General features: G+C 32.5%; 14 protein-coding genes. 10 read left to right on the top strand and 4 right to left on the bottom strand.

Annotation, left to right across the window (positions count from 1 at the left end):
* Nucleotides 1–7: 7 nt before the first annotated feature.
* A complete protein-coding gene (gene fadX, locus CD111_RS07315) occupies nt 8–1,585 on the bottom strand; it encodes a fatty acid degradation protein FadX (protein WP_095085502.1) in 1,578 nt (525 codons plus the stop codon).
* 648 nt (nt 1,586–2,233) lie between these two features.
* A complete protein-coding gene (gene mqo / locus CD111_RS07310; protein WP_095085499.1) occupies nt 2,234–3,718 on the bottom strand; it encodes a malate dehydrogenase (quinone) in 1,485 nt (494 codons plus the stop codon).
* 291 nt (nt 3,719–4,009) lie between these two features.
* Between mqo and CD111_RS07305 the strand changes: the two genes are divergently transcribed.
* The 4 genes from CD111_RS07305 to CD111_RS07290 all read left to right on the top strand — a co-directional run bounded on the left by CD111_RS07305 (nt 4,010) and on the right by CD111_RS07290 (nt 10,532).
* Nucleotides 4,010–4,309, top strand: a complete 300-nt coding sequence (locus CD111_RS07305) for a hypothetical protein (RefSeq protein WP_095085494.1) — start codon at nt 4,010–4,012, stop codon at nt 4,307–4,309.
* Between the two features lie 388 nt (nt 4,310–4,697).
* Nucleotides 4,698–6,497, top strand: coding sequence for an acyltransferase family protein (locus CD111_RS07300; protein ID WP_095085490.1), 1,800 nt, complete (start codon nt 4,698–4,700; stop codon nt 6,495–6,497).
* Nucleotides 6,498–6,646: 149 nt separating this feature from the next.
* Complete coding sequence (locus CD111_RS07295; protein WP_095085487.1) at nt 6,647–8,512, top strand: BglG family transcription antiterminator; 1,866 nt, start codon at nt 6,647–6,649, stop codon at nt 8,510–8,512.
* A gap of 76 nt (nt 8,513–8,588) precedes the next feature.
* Nucleotides 8,589–10,532, top strand: a complete 1,944-nt coding sequence (locus CD111_RS07290; RefSeq protein ID WP_095085484.1) for a fructose-specific PTS transporter subunit EIIC — start codon at nt 8,589–8,591, stop codon at nt 10,530–10,532.
* Between the two features lie 103 nt (nt 10,533–10,635).
* On the opposite strand, the gene CD111_RS07285 is transcribed toward CD111_RS07290, so the two are convergent.
* Entirely contained in the window at nt 10,636–11,550 is a 915-nt protein-coding gene (locus CD111_RS07285; protein ID WP_095085481.1) for an osmoprotectant ABC transporter substrate-binding protein, read from the bottom strand.
* A gap of 277 nt (nt 11,551–11,827) precedes the next feature.
* Here CD111_RS07285 and fni point away from each other — a divergent pair, with 277 nt between their 5' ends.
* From fni to CD111_RS07260, 5 genes are all read left to right on the top strand, one after another.
* On the top strand, nt 11,828–12,880 hold the full coding sequence (gene fni, locus CD111_RS07280; protein ID WP_095085479.1) for a type 2 isopentenyl-diphosphate Delta-isomerase: 1,053 nt from the start codon (nt 11,828–11,830) through the stop codon (nt 12,878–12,880).
* 201 nt (nt 12,881–13,081) lie between these two features.
* Entirely contained in the window at nt 13,082–14,056 is a 975-nt protein-coding gene (locus CD111_RS07275; protein ID WP_095085477.1) for an SMP-30/gluconolactonase/LRE family protein, read from the top strand.
* A 104-nt stretch (nt 14,057–14,160) separates the two neighbouring features.
* Nucleotides 14,161–15,087, top strand: coding sequence for a mevalonate kinase (gene mvk, locus CD111_RS07270; RefSeq protein WP_095085475.1), 927 nt, complete (start codon nt 14,161–14,163; stop codon nt 15,085–15,087).
* A gap of 2 nt (nt 15,088–15,089) precedes the next feature.
* Nucleotides 15,090–16,073: a diphosphomevalonate decarboxylase gene (gene mvaD / locus CD111_RS07265; RefSeq protein WP_095085474.1), complete on the top strand. Its 984-nt coding sequence runs from the start codon at nt 15,090–15,092 to the stop codon at nt 16,071–16,073.
* A gap of 12 nt (nt 16,074–16,085) precedes the next feature.
* Nucleotides 16,086–17,162, top strand: coding sequence for a phosphomevalonate kinase (locus CD111_RS07260; protein WP_095085472.1), 1,077 nt, complete (start codon nt 16,086–16,088; stop codon nt 17,160–17,162).
* A 97-nt stretch (nt 17,163–17,259) separates the two neighbouring features.
* Here CD111_RS07260 and CD111_RS07255 read toward each other — a convergent pair whose 3' ends face one another.
* The gene (locus CD111_RS07255; RefSeq protein WP_095085471.1) at nt 17,260–17,736 is read right to left on the bottom strand and encodes a peptide-methionine (S)-S-oxide reductase; all 477 of its coding nucleotides are present in this window, start codon (nt 17,734–17,736) and stop codon (nt 17,260–17,262) included.
* 235 nt (nt 17,737–17,971) lie between these two features.
* Between CD111_RS07255 and trhO the strand changes: the two genes are divergently transcribed.
* A complete protein-coding gene (trhO, locus tag CD111_RS07250; RefSeq protein WP_095085470.1) occupies nt 17,972–18,922 on the top strand; it encodes an oxygen-dependent tRNA uridine(34) hydroxylase TrhO in 951 nt (316 codons plus the stop codon).
* Nucleotides 18,923–18,928: the final 6 nt, after the last annotated feature.

The following is an 18,928-nucleotide window of genomic DNA, read 5'->3' as shown; positions in this document are numbered from 1 at the left end:
TACCCCCTTAATAGTTTGAACCATTGTCTTGAATAATTTGTTTCAACTCACCCCAATCTTGTTGATAAATCTTGTTACTCATCACTTTTAGATTATCTGCAATTATTGGTTTAAATGCGATATGAGCAAGAATGTCTTTCTCTAAATCTAGCCCTGGCGCTATTTCAATAAGTTTAACTCCTTCATCAACTAACTTAAACACCGCTCGTTCCGTTACATAATAAACTTCTTGCCCTAATTCTCTTGAGTATTTAGCATTAAAATCTAAATTATGTACGTCTTCAACAAATTTCTTTGTGTGGCCTTCTTGCTCAATTATCAAATGTTCATCAGCACAAATAGTCTTACTTCCAACTACCATTGTTCCTGAAAATACAATTTTCTTGACTGTCTGACTAATATCAATGAATCCCCCACAACCATTCATTCTATCGCCATACTTAGACACATTTACATTGCCATATTGATCAATCTCAGCAAAGCTTAAATATGCAACATCTAATCCACCATTGTAAATAAAATCCCATGTCATCTCGTGTCTTAATTTTGCGTCAACGTTATAATTCATACCGTAATTTTTGCCACTACCTATCATACCGCCAAAATTACCGATATCGATATTGAGTTGAACTAAGTTATCTGCTTTTTCTTCGACTAGTAAGTTAGATAAGTCATTACTGATTCCAAAACCAATACTGACAACATGTCCTTTATTCAAAAATTGTGCAGATCTTCGGAGAATTACTTTTTTAGTACTAAGTGCATTAAATTCCTCTTGCATACCATTTACTCTATATTCACCGCTTATTGCCGGATCATAATAAGATTGCATGCTTTGTCTATGTAATTTGGGATTATCATTTACTACCACATAATCTACTAATTCACTTGGTATAAAGACATCTGTTGGTTTGAAGCTCCCCTCTTGCACAATCTGTTTAACTTGCACAATAACCTTCCCACCGTTTGCATGTGCTGCTAAAGCAACGCCATAGCCTTCACCTAAGTGCGCTTCATGGTTCATATAAATGTTACCCTTTGTATCAGCATATGTCCCTCTAAGTAAAGCAACATCCACTTTTGGGAATTTATATTGCAAATATTCTTCACCATCGATTTCAAGTAATGAAACAATATCCGTTTTAGTATTTTTATTAACTTTTCCACCGTTATATCTTGGATCAACATTTGTATGTAGACCTATTTTTGTAATTTTATTTGGAAACTTATTCGATTCTTCTCTGTAATGTGTTGTCAAAATACCTTGAGGCACGAAATAAGCCTCAACGTCTCCATCTTTCATTGCTTCTATTGTTTTAGGCGAACCAATTATAATGCTTAACACAAGTTGCTTAATCATTTTACGACTAATAAAGGAATCTAAATCATAACCATCACCACGGTAATCACTGATATCATTTGCTACCATTAAAGTGAGGTTATCTAAATTTCCATATTCATCATGTGCTTCAACGATATGCTTTAGTACATTAACCGGCAAATTACTTGCTGATAATGCTGCTAACCCTATAACATCTCCTCTTTTGATAATATCTTTTATATCTTTAAAAGAAATAATTTCCATTCGGCTAACCCCTATCTTTCATGATTACGAGCACTGCATAAAACCTCCCGCTTTAAATGTAAGCCCTTACATAAATAAATATAACATATTGTAATTGTAAAACAAAAGAAAAAAGATATACAAGAATATTATTTCGTACACTATTGCATACAAATTACAACTTGCACTTAGTACCTCATCATAACAACAATTGGTAGTTATAACGGTTTTGTTAACAATTTCCATTACAATATATTTATGTAAACTCCGTGTTTTTAATTGTTATTATTTAATATATAAATATATCAATTAAACAAGAAAGTAAAATCACATCAAAATCCTAAATATACAATAAAGACAAGTAATCATGTTGCTTATACAATTCTCAAGATATTTTCTGTAATATGAATTTATTTTATTTATGTAACATTTTGTTATGCTAAAGTCGTGCTTCTTAGCGCCTCTCTATTTTCTATAACATCAGTAATTATTATTTACGTGGGGCCTATGTTGCTAGATTCTTCAGTCTGGCTACTTAGCGCGCTTCTATTTTGCTAGATTTACTAATCTGGCTACTTAGGCATTAAAAAAATCGTAAAACTTCTTTAAATTAACATAAGAAGTTTTACGATTTACTAGGTTTCTAAGACTAATTGTCCTAGTCGTTTTTTATTTATTTAATTCTAAATCTTTTGTAGTCTCTTTACGTATTTTTTTCAATAATTCACTATCTTCAATTAATGATTCGCCGTATGAAGGAATAATTTCTTTGATTTTAGGTTCCCATTTATTTATATATTGTGGGAAGTTTTTCTCAAATACTTCTAAAGCAACAGAAACTGATGTAGATGCCCCAGGTGATTCACCTAATAACGCAATAACTGTATTATCTTCAGAATTCACTACCTCAGTACCAAATTGAATAAACCCTCTACCATGCTCTTTAGTATCTTTGATTACTTGAACACGTTTGCCTGCAATATGAATATCCCAATCTTCATCTTTAGCATTAGGAACAAAGCGGCGTAATTCTTTCATACGATCTTCTTTCTTCTGTAATACTTGTTCCACTGAATATTTAACTAGTGACATGTTTTTAACACCTGAGGAAAGCATTGTGACAATATTACTTGGATTAATTGATTTAAATAAATCTAAATTTGATCCATTCTTCAGGAATTTAGGCCCAATGGCAGCGAAAGGACCGAATAATAAACTTTCTTTACCTTGAATATAACGTCTATCTAAGTGAGGGACTGTCATTGGCGGTGTACCAGCTGGTTCTTTACCATACACTTTCGCGTCATGCTCATTAACAACTTTCGGATTATTACATATTAAAAATGCACCACTGATTGGGAAGCCACCTAGGTGTCTACTTTCAGGGATTTTTGTTTTTTGTAATAAAGGAATTGCATGACCACCCGCACCAATAAATATATAGTCAGCAACGTGAACAACCACTTCACCAGTTTTTAAGTTTTTCACTTTTACTTCCCATTTACTGTCATCAAGTTGTTTAAAATCTATAACTTCTTGATTGAATTGAACATCTGCATGATCATGTTTTTCAATATTTTTAATTAGTTTACGTGTTAATTCACCGAAGTTAACATCAGTACCTTCATTTATTTTACTAGCTGCAAGTGGCTCATTAGAATTACGCCCTTCCATCATTAAAGGGATCCATTTTTCTAATTCTTTATGATCCTCTGTATATGTCAATCCTTCAAACATATCTAAAGATTTTAGCGCTTCGTAACGTCTCTTTAAGAAATCAACATTTCTCATACCACTAACGAAACTAATATGAGGCAATGGACGAATAAATTCGCTTGGATTTTCGATAGCTTTATTCTTAACGAGATAAGACCAAAATTGTTTAGAAATCTCGAATTGCTCATTAATCTCTTTAGCCTTCTCAACATCTATTGAGCCGTCTTCTTGTTCTACGGTATAATTCAACTCACATAAAGCGGCGTGACCAGTACCTGCATTATTCATTTCATTAGAACTTTCAATTGCAGGTTGATCTAATCTTTCAAATATTTTAATGTTCCACTCAGGTTCAATATTTTTCAAAAATGTACCAAAAGTTGAACTCAAAATACCAGCACCAATTAAAATAATATCTTTAGATTCTTTATTGTCCATATTTATCACCTTTCTGAATAATTACTGTTTATGTAACAAAACAATTTTAACATCTATTTAGATATAACCTAAAAATTTAAATTATATTATAAAAATAGTTCATTAAAATAAAGGCTTATTACAAATTTATATTAAAACAACATATTAAAAAAGTAAATTATTTCCACTTAAACATTCAAGCAAAGTAATTGTAAAATTACACTGCAGATAATATACTTTCCTTAAGAATCAATATTTCTTGTATAACGCTATTTCATAAAGACTATATTGAGATATAAGGGGGTATAACAAATGACTGTTCATGGTAAAAAACTTATAAAAGTAAATCGACTGAATGAAGGTAGATCCTCAGGTATTTCTGTGATGATTGAAGAAGGCGGGCTTGGCGCTGATAGTTACTACCAAATTATTAAACAAAATTCAGACCAAGAAGAAACAATGGAAGATATTTTTCAATTTGAGAAAGAAGTTCAATCAAAAGGCAATCAAGAACTTATAGATTTACTCATTATCAATGCACAACAACATACTGGTCAATACTACAAAGAAGCACTCAATATTATAAAAGCTGAATTACTAAGTAGAATGTAGATTTCTGATACTCATATCTGTAATCCTAATAAACCGTAAAATTTCTTTATTAAGTAAAGAAATTTTACGGTTTTTCTTATCACTATTTGACTCCTCTGCCTCAACAAAACAAGTTCACACTTACCATATTTATGATACAGACATATACTTCTCACTTTATACTTCGTTGTTGATATTTTCTGTTAACTCACTAAACATACAAGCATCATTTTAATAAAATAACACGCTATACAATCATGTTTTTCTGAATTTTTAATATTTATTTTTAATGACATAATCGTCTTTAAATCCTTTGCCTATATTTTACTTTTAATGTATATTTTATATAAATCATGTTATAATTTTTTTCATTGGAAAAATTTACCTTATGTTAAGGAGCTAGAAGGCAATGTCTGTTGAACAATTGAATATAAACGATTCTCATAGAACGAGATATTTCTATGGATTAGATGGATTACGTGCTATTGCTGTAATAGCGATTATTATTTATCATTTAAATCCTAAATGGCTTCCTGGTGGTTTTTTAGGTGTTGATACTTTTTTTATCATTTCAGGTTATCTCATTACTAGCTTACTTTTAAATGAATACAAAATAAATGGACAGATTAATTTATTTAATTTTTGGAAGAAGAGAATAAAGCGATTATTACCAGCTGTTATCTTTATGATTTCAACTGTTTTATTGTATACCTTATTATTTGAACATGACATTATTAAAAATGTTAAACAAGACGCACTTGCAGCAATTTTTTATGTATCAAATTGGTGGTATATTTTTCATGATGTCAGTTACTTTGACAGTTTTAAATTAATGCCTTTAAAGCATTTATGGAGTTTGGCAATCGAAGAACAATTTTATATTATTTGGCCATTAGCCTTAACATTACTTCTAAGTAAGGAAAAATTAAAACAAAAATCACTCTTGTATATTTTTTTGTTATCTTTAATTTCAGTTATTTTAATGATGATACTTGCCCAACCAAATGCAGATAATTCAAGGGTTTATTTTGGAACGGATACAAGATTACAAACTTTATTGCTAGGTGTTACGCTTGCGTTTCTATGGCCACCTTTCAAACTTAAAAGCAAAATCAATTTCCCATTACGCCTATCAATTGAGATTATAGGTTTAATATCATTTTCATTACTTTTATATTTTATATTCACTGTATCTTCAAGCGATAATTGGTTTTACTTTGGTGGTATATATATCATTTCAATTGCTACATTACCCGCTTTAGCTAGTAGTGTGCACCCTAGTACACTTTTTTCTAAAGCATTAGGTAATCCTGTATTATTATGGATTGGACAAAGGTCTTATAGTTTATATTTATGGCATTATCCTGTCATTACGTTTATAAACAAACATTTTGTACAAGGTCAGACACCATTTTCATTTGTTGTATTAGAAATTATATTGACCATATTATTGGCAATGTTCTCTTATCGATTTGTAGAAGTACCTTTTAGAAGAAATGGATTGAGGATGTTCCTTCCAAATAAAAATACATTATACTCAACTGTTATTCGTCTTAGTATATGTATGATATTGCTCGGCATCTCCGTTATTACATTATTTGGGCAGTTCGATTATTTACAAAAACCTGATCACAAGCCTGTACAAACTGCATTTAAAGTAACAAGTGATCATAAATCCCATAATAGTTTGATAGAACCTGTAGGCAAGATAGATTTAGATAATAAAGATGCGAAAAAATCAAACGACCCTGCCCCATTATTTATTGGTGATTCTGTCATGGTTGATATTGGTGAAGAACTTCTCCAAACATACCCAGATTCAGTTATTGATGGAAAAGTTGGTAGACATTTATCGGATGCCATCCCACTCGCTAAACAAAAGTATAAGGATTATACAAAGAAAGATAATAGAGTGGTACTAGAGCTTGGGACAAACGGAGATTTTAATAGCGAAGATCTAAATACTCTAATCAAACAGTTTGGTAATGCTAAGATTTATCTCGTTAATACACATGTACCAAGAGATTGGGAAGAAAGTGTAAACAAAAAATTATCCGAAGCTGCGAAAAAGCACAAAAATGTGGAATTGATAAATTGGCAAAACGTCGCTAATGGCAAGTCAGAATACTTCGCATACGACGGTGTTCATCTAGAAAATAGTGGCATTAAAGCGCTCGTTAATGAAATCACTGCTAGAATAGGCAACTAAATGTAATAAGTTCAAAACAAAAACACGAATTCCTTTTTAAATAAAAAGGAATCCGTGTTTTTATGTATACATTACATCCTTTCAACTTGTTTATCACCACTAATGTGCTTACAATATAATATAAGTTACAGTGGGAATGCGGTGGAAATATGTTAAATCGTCATGTGAAATTAATTCGATTAATTTTAAAAAATGAGCATCATTATTTAAATGCAGATGAAATTGCTAGCTATTTAAATGTTTCAAATAGGACAGTAAGAAATGATATTAAATATATCAACAGTGAGGTTTATAGTGAATTAATTGTTAGCGTTAAGGGGAAAGGTTATCAATTAAACAAAACACGTTATACTAAACAGGCATTAGAACAATTATTAGATAAACAGATGATAAACGAAGACAATAATTTAATTAAATTAGCCTACCAATTATTAATGTCAAAGCAGTCTGTTACTTTAAATCATATTGCAGAACAGTTTATGTTAAGTAAAAATGAAATCAATGATTATATCAGACGTATTCAAGAATGGTGTGACACATACGATGTGACACTTAAAATTGTGAAGAAAAAAGGCATCACAGTCAGTGGCAACGAAATGAATATTCGTAACGCTATTTTACATTTAAATCAGCTTACGCATCATGATGTTTCTATTGAAGATTTTATTATATCTGAAATACCAAAAGCACATCGTGAAGTCATGGTTCATAGTATCACGATGCATTTAAATCATCATGGTATACAAACATCTCAAATACGCATACAACAACTACTTGTTCATTTAATCATTATTTATAAACGACAACACGAATCAAATGAATCCTGGGTCATTAATCAGGAAGCCCATGGCATTGCTAAATCGATTATCCAAGACATTAATCAGAAACTTAAGTATCACTTAAATGAAGAAACAAGTAGATTATTTTCATTTTTTATAAGCTATTATTTCGAAAAGTACGAACTAGGATTTAACCAAATTTTTATTCAAAGTTATATTGATCGTCTTATATACCAGATGAATATAAAAGTAAATGTGGACTTCACACAAGATAAATTACTTCGTGAAAACATTTACTCACACTTTAGTAGAACTTATTTAAGAATCACTAAAAATATCTATATTAATAACCCTCTCACTGAAGATATAAAACGACAATACCCATTCATGTTCAATGCATTATATGAATCTGTCGAATATTTAGAATTAGATGCAAAAATTAATTTAAATGAGGATGAAATCGCCTTCCTTGCTTTACATTTCCAATCATCTCTAGATAGAAATATGCAGCAAAAGGTCAACATCGTCATTACTTGTTATTATGGTTTAGGTATTTCAAGTTTATTAGAAGCAAAAATTAAAAATTTAAATGATAATATAACGATTGTCGATACACTCAACATAGAAGAAGTACCAAATTATACATTTTCAAATATAGATATATTAATTACTACGCATGATATCGATGATTCATATATACCTAAAGATGTACATATAATAAAAGTAACACCCCTGTTTTCTGATGAAGATAAATCTAAAATCAAATCAACTTTGAAACAAATTCAAAATCCTATAATTAAAAACGATGCCCTTTCTTCAGTTGAAGTCACTGTTCAATCTGACTTTGACAAATCACTTAAAATGATAGATATTTTTAAAGAATCCAAAAACACATTAGACAAACAACATGCGATTACTCATGATTATATTGAAACGGCTTTAGAACGCGAAAAATTTTCTTCCACTTATATTGGAAATTTAATTGCTATACCTCACGGCAATCCTGAGTATGTACTTAAATCAAATGTTATGATATATAAGCTTAATCATAGTATTTCGTGGAAACAATATGAGGTAAAGCTCGTCTTTTTCTTGGCGATAGCCAAAGATGATGCTTCAATTATGAAAAATATCATTCATAATATAGCCCAATTGACTGAACAAGATGTTCACCATTTAATCAAATTAGACGATGAAACTTTTAAACAAAAGATAATAGAACACATTAAAAAATAATTGCCACTTGTAACGGCAATTATTTTTTTTATTATTAAGATGGATACGCTTACAATAAAGAAGAAGGAGTGATGTTATGAAAATTTTAGCTATTACATCTTGTCCAAACGGGATAGCGCATACTTATATGGCTCAAGAAAAACTTGAGCAAGCCGCTAAAGAAATGGGCATAGATATTAAAGTGGAAACACAAGGTGGCGTTGGTGCTGAAAATGTACTAACTGCTAAAGACATTAGGGAAGCAGACGGCATTATTATCGCTGCAGACAGACAAGTTGATTTATCACGCTTTGATGGACAACTCATTGTTAACGAAAGTGTACGTGAAGGGATACATAATCCTAAAGAACTCATTCAACGCATCATCAATCGTGAAGTAACCATTCATCGTGTAGATGGAGGAAATCAAGATAACCACTATAACGATGAAGATAGTAAAAGCGGTATACAAATGGTATATCAACATTTAATGAACGGTGTATCTTTCATGGTACCATTCATTGTTGTAGGCGGGTTATTGATAGCTATTTCACTAACTTTAGGTGGACAAACAACGCCCGAAGGATTAAAAATTCCAGAACATTCATTTTGGAAATCTATTGAAAGTATAGGCTCTCTATCATTTAGTTTTATGGTTCCTATACTCGCAGGTTACATTGCTTATAGTATAGCTGATAAACCTGGACTTGTTCCTGGTATGATCGGTGGTGCTATTGCAGCAGACGGTAGTTTCTATGGAAGTGAAGCTGGTGCAGGATTTCTTGGTGGTATCGTTGCAGGTTTCATAGCTGGTTATATTGCAAAATGGATTAAAAGCGTTAAAATACCTAAGGCAATGGCACCTATAATGCCAATTATTATCATTCCCATTATATCCTCAATTCTAGTAGGATTAATATTCATCTTCGTAATAGGCGCACCTATTGCAGGTATATTCGAAGGATTAACAACCTGGTTAAAAGGCATGCAAGGGACGAACATTATCCTTCTAGCTCTTATTATAGGAGCAATGATAGCATTTGATATGGGAGGACCTGTGAATAAAGTTGCATTCTTATTCGGTTCTGCCCTTATAGCTGAAGGCAACTATGCCGTCATGGGAATGGTCGCTGTAAGTGTATGTACCCCACCTATCGGCTTAGGTTTGGCTACTTTTGTAAACAGACGCAAATTTAATAAAAGTGAAATTGAAATGGGTAAAGCATCATTTACTATGGGATTATTTGGTATAACTGAAGGCGCAATTCCATTTGCTGCCCAAGACCCTTTACGTATTATTCCAGCAAACATCATAGGTGCAATGGTAGCTGCGGTTATTGCTGCATTAGGTGGCGTTGGTGATAGAGTGGCGCATGGTGGGCCTATTGTAGCTGTTCTAGGCGGTATTGACCAAATTATATGGTTCTTCATAGCGGTCTTAGTCGGAAGCCTTGTTACGATGACGACTGCATTGTTATTAAAAAAACAAGAACCCATAGCGGTAGCGACAGACGCAACAAGTATTGCTACTCCAGATATTTCAAATGATGACGTTGATCACGATAAAGAAACACATCCAGAACAGAAATCTCAAGCTGAATTAGAAGTATTTGATCAACAATTAATTCAAATTTCAGATGAAACGATGACAAGAGATGATGCAATTGAAAATTTAATACATCAACTAAAACTCAATAACTATATTGATAATGAAGTGGATTTAAAGACTGCTGTACTTAATCGCGAGGCAGAGTCTACAACTGCAATTGGAATGAACGTTGCAATTCCACACGGTAAATCTAATACCGTAAGAAAACCAATTGTCGCCGTATTAAATAATAAACAAGGGATAGAATGGGAAAGTTTAGATGAAACCCTTCCGAAGATTGTCTTTCTTATAGCTGTACCAAATGATAGTAGTGACACACACTTAAAATTACTACAAAGATTATCACGTGCATTAATGGACGATGACATACGAGATAGCTTAATCGACGCTAAAGATAAACAAGCTATATACAATATACTGCAAGATATATAACAAACAAAGAACACATGATGAGGGCGTATTGGCCCTCATCATGTGTTCTTTGTTTGGAACTATAATGTAAAAATTCATCTATAACGCGTCATTTACACTCATTTTACTCAAAATAGTTATGTTTTTTCAAGAATTTTTCTGCTATTACTGCTGGTTCTTCTTTCTCACCGTCTGCTTTATAGTTTAATTCTTGCATTTTCTTTGTAGAAACTTTGCCTTCTAATTTTTCAATCGATTTTTTTACTTTTGGATTTGCTTTTAAATATTCATTTGTTGCTAATGGACTTGCATCGTATGGTGGGAAGAAATGTTTGTCATCTTCTAATGTTACTAAATCATATGCAGCTATACGCCCATCGGTAGTATAACCTAATGCTGCATCTATACTTTCATTTTTGAGTGCATCATATACTAATCCAATTTGCATTGATCTAATATTTTTAAATTCAAATCCATATGCTTTTGTAAATGATGGATAACCATCACCTTTACGCTTAATCCATGTTGCATCAGACGCTACTCTTAATTTATCTTTATATTTTTCTAAATCCGAGACTTTTTTCAAATGATACTTTTGAGCTGTTTCTTTCGTTACCGTAAACGCAAAAGTATTTTCAAAACCATAACTATCAAAGAACGTTTGATTAAATTTGTTTTTAAACCCTGACTTCACAGCTTTTTCAGCTTTTTTTGTATTTGTTATTGGATCTGAGTTTAACGCACCAACTAAATCGGTTCCTGTATATCTTGTAGAAGATATTTGTGCATCATCATGTAATATTGCATTATGTTCAATAACTGCAGAACCTAAATTATTTACAAGTGTCGGTTTAATCTTCCCTTTTGTATCGTGCTCTATTTGTAATCTGATCATGTGTGCCATTATTTGAGATTCACTTGTTGCAAGTGCGGTTATTTTAACTGATTCTGGAGATGATCCAGCTAAACCAGGTAGATTACAGCCACTAAGTAATAATATACATATAAGTATAATTGAAAATTGTTTTATCTTAATGATTATTCTCCTCCATTTGTAATTGTCATTTATTAATCGTCCCCTATTATATTAACATAAACCCAAATTTTCTTTTTTATTTAAATTACTTCATTGTTTAATTTTAGTAACATTTTTTGATAATTACAGCAAATTCTACGCTATTCTTTTTTGGAAAATAGTATCTTATAAACGTATACTTATCACCGTTGTGTCATTCTGTTTAACTTCATATTGACAACTGTTATAATGAAATTGTGAAATTTTAAGCAAAATCATTTAATATATGGAGGATAAACGAATGGACGACTCATTAAGAAGTATTAGAAAGAATGAACATATTCAATTAGCTTTAGATACTTATCAATCTGGCGGTACTGATTTTGATAAAGTTCAGTTAATTCATCAGTCCATTCCTTCAATCAATAAAAATCAAATAAACCTTTCCATGACGTTCCCTCACTTTACTTTTAACCATCCTATTTACATCAATGCAATGACAGGTGGCAGTGAACGTGCCAGTTTAATTAATAAACACCTTGCTCAAATTGCCCGTGAATGCGATATCCCTATGGCGGTTGGATCCACTCATTCTGCTTTAAAAGACACTCATGCAGAATCAAGTTTCACCGTAGTTAGAGAAGAAAATCCAAATGGTATTATATTCAGTAATGTCGGGGCAGATATTGGCTACAAACTAGCCCAAAAATCTATTGAGTTATTAGGTGCTAATGCGTTACAAATACACGTCAATGCACCACAAGAGCTTATTATGCCTGAAGGTGACACTGAATTTGAACATTGGTTAAATAACATTCAAGAAATTCAAGAACATATAGATGTTCCAGTCATTATTAAAGAAGTTGGATTCGGTATGAGTGCAGAAACTATACAAAAAATTAAAGACATCGGCATTCAATATGTAGATATTAGTGGTAGAGGCGGAACGAATTTTGCTGATATAGAAAATAGAAGAAGACCATTACAAGACATGTCTTTCCTTAATCAATGGGGACAAAGTACGGTACAAAGCTTGTTAGAAGCAAGTATTCTAGGAACAGATATTAATTTACTAGCAAGTGGTGGTGTGAAAAACCCATTAGATGCGATTAAAAGCATTGTATTAGGTGCAGATGCAGTTGGTATGTCAGGATATGTCCTAAAACACCTTGAAGAATTTGGTGTTACAGAAACAATAACCCATATGAAACAATTTATTGACCAACTTTATATTATAGCTAACTTGTTAAATGCGTCTAACATATCAGACTTACGAGAAGTTGGTTATGTGCTTTCACCAGATTTGCAATCTTACGTAGAACAACGAAATAAAGCAATACAACGTTTTAAATAAGTTACACGTGAAACAAATTTATAATTTTGAACTTCAAGTTCTTACTTCAACAAAATCTATCCATCGCATGATGGATAGATTTTTAATATAGGATATTAAGTGATAATATTAAACATATACAATTGATATATTTTACATAAATTTAACTTCATATATAAATAATACGGTTTTATAAAATTTTCAAATAAAGGAGAAATCATAATGACAAATTCTAAAATTCCAGGATTATATTATACCGAATCTTCTAAAAGCGCAGTCCCACTCTTAAGTAGTGAAGCACATCTACAAACTGTTACTGCAGAACCATGGTTGAAAATTTCTGATGAAGGGTTGCAACTAGAAGGATTATGTTTCGATAGAAATCATAATTTATTTTTATGCGAAGTTTTTGGTGGCTCTATCTTCCGTGTCGACTTACCTGAAAAAAAGGTAAACACCGTTTTCAAGTCAGAGAAGACAAATCCTGCATCTGTAAAAATCCATAAAAATGGTCGCCTATATATTAGTTATTTAGGTGATTTTAAGGATACTGGCGGTATTATAGCTACTGATGATGATGGAAATAATCCAGAGAGTATCGTGTCAGATATTGATACCGATTATTGTGTAGACGATTTAGTCTTCGATAGCAAAGGTGGATTCTATTTCACAGACTTCAGAGGTTATTCAACAAACCCACTTGGTGGCGTTTATTATGTATCACCTGACCACAGTAAGATCACACCTATTATACAAAATATTGCTGTTGCTAATGGTATAGCACTCAGTACGGATGAACGCGTTCTTTGGGTAACTGAAACAAACGCAAATAGGTTGCATCGCATATCACTTAAAGAAGATGGTGTTACGATTGAACCATTTGGTGCTTCCATCCCTTATCATTTCACAGGACATGAAGGTCCAGATTCATGTTGTATAGATTCTGATGATAATTTATATGTTGCTATGTACGGTCAAGGTCGTGTCCTCGTCTTTAATAAAAGTGGATACCCAATTGGTCAAATACTTATGCCAGGAAGAGACAAAGGCCATATGCTAAGATCAACTCACCCTGCATTTATTCCGGGTACAGATCAATTAATTATATGCGCAAATGATATAGAGCGTGGTGGCGATTCTTGGTTATTCACAGCAAAAGGATTTGCTAAAGGTCACACAAGTTATCAATTTCAATAAGTAAAATCTTAGTTTTTGAATATCTGTACATAGAGTTTTATAATGAGTAATGTTGTAATGGTTTATCAAGCTTAATATAAAAATAAAATAAGGTGATTGTATATATGACACAAATTGGATATGGGGAATCAAACGGGAAAGTAATTTTAATAGGAGAACATGCTGTTACATTTGGTCAGCCAGCTATTGCTATTCCATTTACTACAGGAAAAGTCAAAGCTAAAATAGAATCCTTAAACTTTGGTCAACCCACTATGATAATCAGTGATGTATATGAAGGTACTCTGAATCAAGCGCCAGAACATATAAATGCAGTCATTTCCCGATTCATAGCGCAACACCGAATTTCATTACCAATCAAAGTGACCTTTGAAACGAATCTACCTCCTTCTAGAGGATTAGGTTCAAGTGCAGCTATGGCTATTGCCTTTATACGTGCTTGCTATGATTATGTAGACAAACCATTATCTGATGAAGTATTGATCAATGAGGCTAACTGGGCTGAACAAATAGCACATGGAAAACCTAGTGGCATCGATACACAAACGATTATTTCAAACAAACCAGTATGGTTCCAGCAAGGTAAAGCTTCAACTTTAAAACCACTTTCATTAAATGGTTATATGGTAGTCATTGATACTGGTATACAAGGCTCAACTAAACAGGCAGTAGAAGATGTACATGCATTATGTGATAACGATTCAAAATTCATGCAATATATACATGAACTAGGCAACCTTACTTATAAAGCGAGTGATGCTATTAACACGCATAATCTTGAACAACTGGCACATGTTTTTGAGCTTTCACAAACTTATTTACGAAAGCTCACTGTTAGCCACGATCAAATTGAAGCATTAATATCATTAAGCAAACATCAAGGTGCACTCGCTGGTAAATTAACTGGCGGTGGACGCGGAGGTAGTATGATTATACTTGCTCGTAATTTAGATATTGCGGAGAAAATCGCAGCTAATGCAGAACATTTTGGGGCCCATCATACTTGGATTGAACCATTAGGAGGTTTATGAGTTTGAAACAACATGGAAAAGCTCGTGCTCATACTAATATCGCATTAATTAAATATTGGGGTAAAGCTGATGAATCATTAATCATACCTATGAATAATAGTATCTCGGTTACATTAGATAAATTTTATACGGAGACTGAAGTCACATTTAACCCTGAATATAAACAAGATCGCTTAGTCTTAAATGGCCAAGAGGTTACGGATGATGAAGCTACAAAGATTTATCGCTTTATGGACCTTGTCAGAGAAAGAGGTAACACATCAATGTATGCACACATTGAAAGTGTTAATTTTGTCCCTACTGCAGCTGGACTCGCTTCTTCAGCAAGTGCATATGCGGCCTTATCTGCTGCTTGTAATGTTGCATTAAATTTAAATTTATCTGATACAGCGTTATCCAGATTAGCACGAAGAGGTTCTGGCTCTGCTTGTAGAAGTATCTTTGGAGGATTTTCTGAATGGAATAAAGGATATGACGATGAAACATCTTATGCACATTCTATAGATGCGAATGGTTGGGAGAATGACCTCTCAATGATATTTGTTGTCATCAATAATAAATCCAAAAAAATATCAAGTAGAAGTGGAATGTCACATACACGCCAGACGTCTCGTTTTTATCAATATTGGTTAGATCATGTAGATGATGACATATCCGATGTTAAAGATGCTATTCATAATAAGAATTTTAATAAATTGGGTGAAGTTATTGAAGAAAATGGATTGAGAATGCATGCGACCAACTTAGGTTCACAACCACCATTTACTTATTTAGTTCCAGAAAGTTATCAAGCAATGGAAATTGTTCATCAATGTAGAGAAGCGGGTTTCCCTGGCTATTTCACAATGGATGCTGGTCCAAATGTAAAAATTTTAACAGAAAAGAAAAATCAAGATTACATTATAAATGCACTATTAAAGACTTTTAGAGAAGACCAAATTATAGCAAGCGATATTACACAAACGAGTATAGAAATTATTAAATAGGGACGAGATAACATGATTCAAGCAAAAGCACCTGGTAAGTTATATATTGCAGGAGAATATGCCGTAACTGAACCTGGATACAAATCAGTATTGATTGCTGTTGATCGCTTCGTTACAGCTACTATCGAGGATACAGATACCGAGTGTGGATCGATTCATTCAAAAGCTTTACACAAAGACCAAGTGTCTTTTGTACGTAAAGAAGACAAAATCGTCATATCCGATATAGATCATGCTAAACAACTTAAATATATTACCCAGGCAATAGAAGTTTTTGAGCAATATGTCAATAGTAAAAACATCACCTTAAGGCACTTCAATATAACAATCGACAGTGATTTAGATGATGCTTCAGGTCAAAAATACGGTCTAGGATCAAGCGCAGCCGTGCTTGTATCCGTACTTAAAGCATTAAACGAATTCTATCATATGCAATTGTCTAATCTTTATATATATAAATTAGCAGTGATTGCTAATATGAAATTACAAAGTTTAAGTTCTTGTGGTGATATTGCGGTTAGTGTTTATACAGGTTGGCTTGTATATAGTACATTTGACCACGAATGGGTTAAAGAACAAATAATCACATCTACCGTTGATGAAGTACTCATCAAAAATTGGCCCGGCCTTCACATAGAACCATTACAGGCTCCTGAACATATGAAAGTTTTAATAGGATGGACTGGCTCACCAGCTTCTTCGCACCACTTAGTAAGTGAAGTTAAACGTCTTAAATCAGACCCAAATATATTTGGACATTTTCTAAAATCATCACAATTAAATGTTGAAAAATTAATACAAGCGTTCAAGACAAACCATATAGAAGGTGTATTAGACTCTATTAGAAAAAATCGAGAAGTTATTCAATATTTAGATGCATTTGCTACTGTAGATATTGAAACACCCGATTTAAAAAAACTATGTGCTATCGGCGAAAAATACGACGGTGCAAGTAAAACTTCAGGTGCAGGCGGTGGCGATTGTGGCATAACCATCGTTAAAAATGATTTAAATAGAGAGAACATTTATAATGAATGGTCCAAAAACAACATAAAGCCACTGCGTTTTAGTATATATCATGGACAATAAATGTAAGATTCAAACTTAATCCAGTCTAACGTTGTATGTCTCTTTGAACATGTAACGTTAGACTGGATTTATTTACATTATTATATAATAACTACATTTACTCTGATTTGTATTTATTCATTAATACATTCGGAATATGACAGTAATCATTAGGATATTTGTCTAATCTATCTTGATGTTCATCTGCACTTCTTAAATAATTCGTAACTGGTAACACTTCTACTACAATACTTTCTACATCATTTCTACTGTTGATATAAGCTTTTGCTTCTTCTAAGTGTGCTGAATGATAGCTATAAACACCTGTTCTATACTTTAAGCCTATATCTTCACCTTGTTGATTGAGACTATATGGATCAATAATTTCAAATAAAAAATGCATAAGCTCTGTAATGGATACATCTTCTGGATCAAAATCAACCTTTACACACTCTGCATAGCCGTCATATTGTCCATCCAATGTATGACTTTGACCATTTACTCTACCGGCTTCAGTATTTAGTACACCAGGTAAAGTTTTAACAAATGCTTGAACACCCCATAGACATCCGCCTGCTAAATATATCGTTTCCATCTAATCATCCCCCCTGCTTCATCATATACTGATTATACTAGAAACTAGATTAAACTTATAAATAAAAACGATTTCCATACGTATTTAAAAATTAAACAATTGAAAAATACAACTTTTTTGATACAATATAATGAGGATAAAATTGTGTTTTTAAATATATTGTGCTTCAATCTTAATTAAAGTTAATGTGACACTTATCATAGATTTATTTAAAAATATTAAAGGAGAATAATAAATGGATTATAGAGTATTGCTATTTTACAAATATACAACAATCGAAGACCCCGAAACTTTTTCAACTGAACATTTAGCATTTTGTAAAGACTTGGAACTTAAAGGGAGAATTTTAGTTGCAAATGAAGGAATAAACGGAACATTATCTGGAACAAAAGTAGCGACAGATGCATACATGGCTCAAATGCAGGCTGACGAACGATTCCAAGGCATCACATTCAAAATAGATGAAGCGGATGGTCATACATTCAAGAAAATGCATGTTCGTCCTAGAACTGAAATTGTAGCATTAGACTTAGAAGATGACGTTGATCCTAGAACATTAACAGGTGAATATTTATCACCTAAAGAATTTAAAGAAGCCTTATTAGCAGAAGATACAGTCGTTATTGATGCTAGAAATGATTATGAATATGATTTAGGTCACTTCCGTGGTGCAATTCGCCCTAATATCACTAGATTTAGAGACTTACCTGACTGGATCAAAGAAAACAAAGAGCAATTTATGGATAAAAAAATCGTAACATATTGTACTGGCGGTATCCGTTGTGAAAAATTCTCTGGTTTTCTACTCAAAGAAGGATTTGAAGATGTAAGTCAACTTGAAGGTGGTATTGCTACTTACGGTAAAGACCCTGAAACGAAAGGTGAATACTGGGACGGCAAAATGTACGTCTTTGATGAACGTATTAGTGTTGAAGTTAACCAAGTTGAAAAAACAATTGTTGGTAAAGAATGGTTTGATGGCACACCATGTGAAAGATACATTAATTGTGCCAACCCAGAATGTAACAGACAATTTTTAGTACATGAAGAAAACGAAGCAACATATTTAGGTTCTTGTAGTCACGAATGTGCGACACATGAACATAATCGTTATGTTAAAGCACATCATATAAGTGAAGAAGAAAGAAACAATCGTTTAGAGAACTTTAAAGAACTCGTTAAATAAATAATA

Source organism: Mammaliicoccus stepanovicii, assembly GCF_002902525.1.
GTDB lineage: Bacteria > Bacillota > Bacilli > Staphylococcales > Staphylococcaceae > Mammaliicoccus > Mammaliicoccus stepanovicii.
The sequence above is the reverse complement of the archived record's forward strand: the minus strand, read 5'-3'. Positions and strand labels throughout refer to the sequence as shown.